The organism is Pigmentiphaga sp. NML080357 (assembly GCF_002188465.1).
Classification (GTDB): domain Bacteria; phylum Pseudomonadota; class Gammaproteobacteria; order Burkholderiales; family Burkholderiaceae_B; genus Pigmentiphaga.
In genome coordinates this window covers 1-4374 of the sequence record NZ_NINW01000057.1, presented here as the reverse complement: position 1 = coordinate 4374, position 4374 = coordinate 1, and the positions used below count along the sequence as shown (strand labels likewise).

Genomic DNA, 4374 nt, shown 5'->3' with positions numbered 1-4374 from the left:
TGGAGCGGGAAACGAGTCTCGAACTCGCGACCTCAACCTTGGCAAGGTTGCGCTCTACCAACTGAGCTATTCCCGCATTTCTCGAAGCATGTATTGCTGCGAGAAAGAAACTATAGCAAAGAAGAAATATGCGTGTCAACTCGCCCGGCCATGTCCGTGGCGCGGGCGAAGTCCGCGAGCGGCCAGCCGCGTCCCATCCGCGTATGCAGGTCGTCCGGCACGGCATCGCTCACCCCGGCGGCGAGGTACGCCATGCGCTCGCGGCGCATGTCGACATAGGATCATCTGCAAAAAGAAAGCGCCGCACCGGCGACCCGGTGCGGCGCCCGTGGGGCAACGCGATTACTGCAGCGTACGGGTGAAGACGAAGCGCCCTTCGTTCCAGTCAACCGGCACCACGTCCTTGGGACCGAACTTGCCCTCCAGGATCAGCTTGGCGACCGGGTTCTCGATCTCCTGCTGGATCGCCCGCTTCAACGGCCGCGCGCCGAACACCGGGTCGAAACCCGCGCGCGCGATCTGCGCGATGGCGTCGTCAGACACCTCCAGCCGCATGTCCATCTTGGCCAGGCGCTCGGCCAGGCGTTGCAGCTGCACCCGCGCGATGGACTCGATGTGCTTGGCATCCAGCCCATGGAAGACCACGACCTCGTCGATCCGGTTCAGGAACTCCGGGCGGAAGTGCTGCTTGATCTCGTCCCACACCACGGCCTTGATCACGTCGTACTGCTGTCCGGCCATGGCCTGGATCTGCTGCGAGGCCAGGTTGGACGTCATGACGATGACCGTATTGCGGAAGTCCACCGTGCGCCCTTGCCCGTCGGTCAGGCGGCCGTCGTCCAGCACTTGCAGGAGCACGTTGAAGACGTCCGGGTGGGCCTTCTCGACTTCGTCGAGCAGGATCACGCTGTAGGGCTTGCGACGCACCGCCTCGGTCAGGTAGCCGCCCTCTTCGTAGCCGACGTACCCGGGCGGCGCGCCGATCAGGCGGGCCACGGAGTGCTTCTCCATGAACTCGCTCATGTCGATGCGCACCATGTGGTCGTCTGAATCGAACAGGAAGCCCGCCAGCGCCTTGGTCAGCTCGGTCTTGCCCACGCCCGTCGGCCCCAGGAACAGGAACGAGCCATAGGGCCGCTGCGGATCGGACAGGCCCGCGCGCGACCGGCGGATGGCGTCGGACACCAGCCGCACGGCCTCGTCCTGGCCGATGACGCGCTCGTGCAGCTTTTCTTCCATGTGCAGCAGCTTGGCGCGCTCGCCCTGCAGCATCTTGGACACCGGGATGCCGGTGGCGCGCGACACGACTTCGGCGATTTCCTCGGCGCCGACTTCGGTCCGCAGCAGCTTGGGCTTGTCGCGGTCCTTGCCGGCCGCTTTTTCCTTGCCCTCGGCCGACTTGAGCCGCGCCTCGAGCTCGGGCAGTTTGCCGTATTGCAGTTCGGCCAGCTTGTCGAACTGGCCCTTGCGCTGGAGCTCGCTCATTTCCGCGCGCACTTTCTCGATCTCTTCCTTGATCGACTGCGCGCCCTGCACGGCGGCCTTCTCGGCCTTCCAGACCTCTTCGTAGTCGTTGTATTCGCGCTCGAGCTTGCCGAGCTCTTCCTCGAGCAATTGCAGGCGGCGCTGAGAGGCCTCGTCGGTTTCCTTCTTGACCGCCTCGCGCTCGATCTTGAGCTGGATCATGCGGCGGTCGAGCTTATCCATGACTTCCGGCTTGGAGTCGATCTCCATGCGGATGCGCGCGGCCGCCTCGTCGATGAGGTCGATCGCCTTGTCGGGCAGGAAGCGGTCGGTGATGTAGCGGTTGGACAGCTCGGCCGCGGCCACGATCGCGGGGTCGGTGATGTCCACGCCGTGGTGGAGCTCGTAGCGTTCCTGAAGGCCGCGCAGGATGGCGATGGTCGCCTCGACAGAGGGCTCGTCCACCAGCACCTTCTGGAACCGGCGCTCCAGCGCCGCATCCTTCTCGATGTACTTGCGGTATTCGTCGAGCGTGGTCGCGCCTATGCAGTGCAGTTCGCCGCGCGCCAGCGCCGGCTTGAGCATGTTGCCCGCATCCATGGCGCCCTCGGCCTTGCCCGCGCCCACCATAGTGTGCAGCTCGTCGATGAAGACAATGTTCTTGCCTGCCTCCTGCGACAGCTCCTTCAGGACGGACTTCAGGCGCTCCTCGAACTCGCCGCGGAACTTGGCGCCGGCCAGCAGCCCCGCCATGTCGAGCGACAACACCCGCTTGCCCTTCAGGGTCTCGGGAACTTCGTCGTTGACGATGCGCTGCGCCAGGCCCTCGACGATGGCGGTCTTGCCCACGCCGGGCTCGCCGATCAGAACCGGGTTGTTCTTGGTGCGGCGCTGCAGGATCTGGATGGTGCGGCGGATTTCGTCGTCCCGGCCGATGACCGGGTCGAGCTTGCCCTGGCGGGCACGTTCGGTCAGGTCGAGCGTGTACTTCTTCAGCGCCTCGCGGTTGCTCTCGCCTTCCTGGGAATCGACCGGCGCCCCGCCCCGCACGGCGTCGATGGCGGCCTCGAGCGCCTTGCGCTGCAGGCCGGCCTCCCGCAGCAGGCGGCCGGCTTCGCCCTTGTCGTCGGCCAAGGCGAGCAGGAAGAGCTCGCTGGCGATGTAGGTGTCGCCCCGATTGGCCGCTTCCTTGTCGATCTTGTTGAACAGGCCCTGCAGGTCGCGGCTGACCTGGATATTGGCATCGCTGCCCTGGACCTGCGCCAGGCGGCCGATGGCGGCGTTGACCTCGGGCGTCAGCTTGCTGACCGCCACGCCGGCGCGCGCCAGCAGGCTGGCGGCGCCGCTTTCGGGGTCGGCCAGCAGCGCGGCCAGTACGTGCAGGGGCTCGATGTAGGGGTTGTCGTTGCGGGCGGCGAGGCTTTGGGCGTCGGCGAGCGCCTGCTGGAACTTGGTGGTGAGTCGGTCGATTCGCATATTTTTCACGCCAATAAGTGGGGGCCTTCGGCCCGGATACTCTGGATGTGAGGTCGATTCGAACGGTTTCAATCCCCCTACATCGCGAAGGGAGATAGAAGGTTATACCACCCGTTTTCCGGGGCGAGGGTCTCTATCGGTTACCGGTCGGCGGACCTGGCGCGAACCCGGCGGCCAGCCGGATAAGCCGGCTTGGCGCCGCTACCCCCGGAGCCGGTCCAGCGCCTCGTCCAGCCGGTCCACGGCCCAGACTTCCATGCCTTCGATGGCCTGGCGCGGCGCGTTGGCCTTGGGAATCAGCGCGATGCTGAAACCGAGCTTGGCGGCCTCGCGCAGGCGTTCCTGGCCGCGCGGCGCAGGACGGATTTCGCCCGCCAGGCCGACCTCGCCGAAGGCCACCAGGCCGCGCGGCAGGGGGCGGTTGCGCATGGAGGACACGATGGCCAGCAGCACCGGCAGGTCGGCGGCGGGCTCGGTGATGCGGACCCCGCCCACCGCGTTGACGAAGACGTCCTGGTCGAAGGCCGCGGTACCGGCGTGCCGGTGGAGCACGGCCAGCAGCATGGCCAGCCGGTTGCCTTCCAGCCCGACCGACAGGCGGCGCGGGTTGGGCGCATTGGCCGAATCCACAAGGGCCTGGATCTCGACCAGCAGCGGGCGGGTCCCTTCCTGCGTGACCATGACGCACGATCCCGGCACCTGCTGCTGGTGCTGCGACAGGAATAGCGCCGAAGGATTGGCCACGCCCTTCAGGCCGCGGTCGGTCATCGCGAAGACGCCGAGTTCGTTGACGGCGCCGAAACGGTTCTTGAAAGCGCGCACCAGCCGGAACGACGAATGCGTGTCGCCCTCGAAGTACAGCACCGTGTCGACGATATGCTCGAGCACGCGCGGGCCGGCAAGCGCGCCCTCCTTGGTGACGTGGCCGATCATGACGATGGTCACGCCGGTCTGCTTGGCCGTGCGGGTAAGCTGGGCCGCGCATTCGCGCACCTGGGCCACCGAGCCGGGCGCCGAAGTGAGCTGTTCCGAATACAGCGTCTGGATCGAGTCGATCACCGCGACTTCGGGGGCGTTCTCCGCCAGGGCGGCCTGGATGGCTTCGAGCCGGATCTCGGCCAGCAGGTCGACGTTGCCGGTATCCAGCCCTAGCCGGCGCGCCCGCAGCGCGACCTGGTCGCCCGATTCTTCGCCGGTCACGTACAGCACCTTGCGGCTGGACGACAGCGCCGCCAGCGCCTGCAGCAGCAGCGTGGACTTGCCGATGCCGGGATCGCCGCCGATCAGCACCACCGCTCCGGCCACCATGCCGCCGCCCAGCACGCGGTCGAACTCGTCGATACCCGTGGGGAACCGCGGCATCTCGCGCGCCTCGATGTCGGCCAGCTTGCGCACCGGGGCGCTCGCCGCCAGCGGCGCATAGCGATGCCCGGC

General features: G+C 67.0%; 2 protein-coding genes and 1 tRNA gene. All 3 read right to left on the bottom strand.

What is annotated here, in order from left to right; all coding sequences use genetic code 11:
• Positions 1–76 (bottom strand) — tRNA-Gly (locus CDO44_RS26205).
• 266 nt (positions 77–342) lie between these two features.
• Entirely contained in the window at positions 343–2940 is a 2598-nt protein-coding gene (clpB, locus tag CDO44_RS26200; protein ID WP_087783221.1) for an ATP-dependent chaperone ClpB, read from the bottom strand.
• Between the two features lie 201 nt (positions 2941–3141).
• A partial coding sequence (radA, locus tag CDO44_RS26195) for a DNA repair protein RadA (RefSeq protein ID WP_144389600.1) occupies positions 3142–4374 on the bottom strand: 1233 nt, incomplete at its 5' end.

What these genes read in the sequence shown, in the direction of transcription:
- clpB (WP_087783221.1), bottom strand. Translation starts at nt 2,940, where the DNA reads ATGCGAATCGACCGACTCACCACCAAGTTCCAGCAGGCGCTCGCCGAC.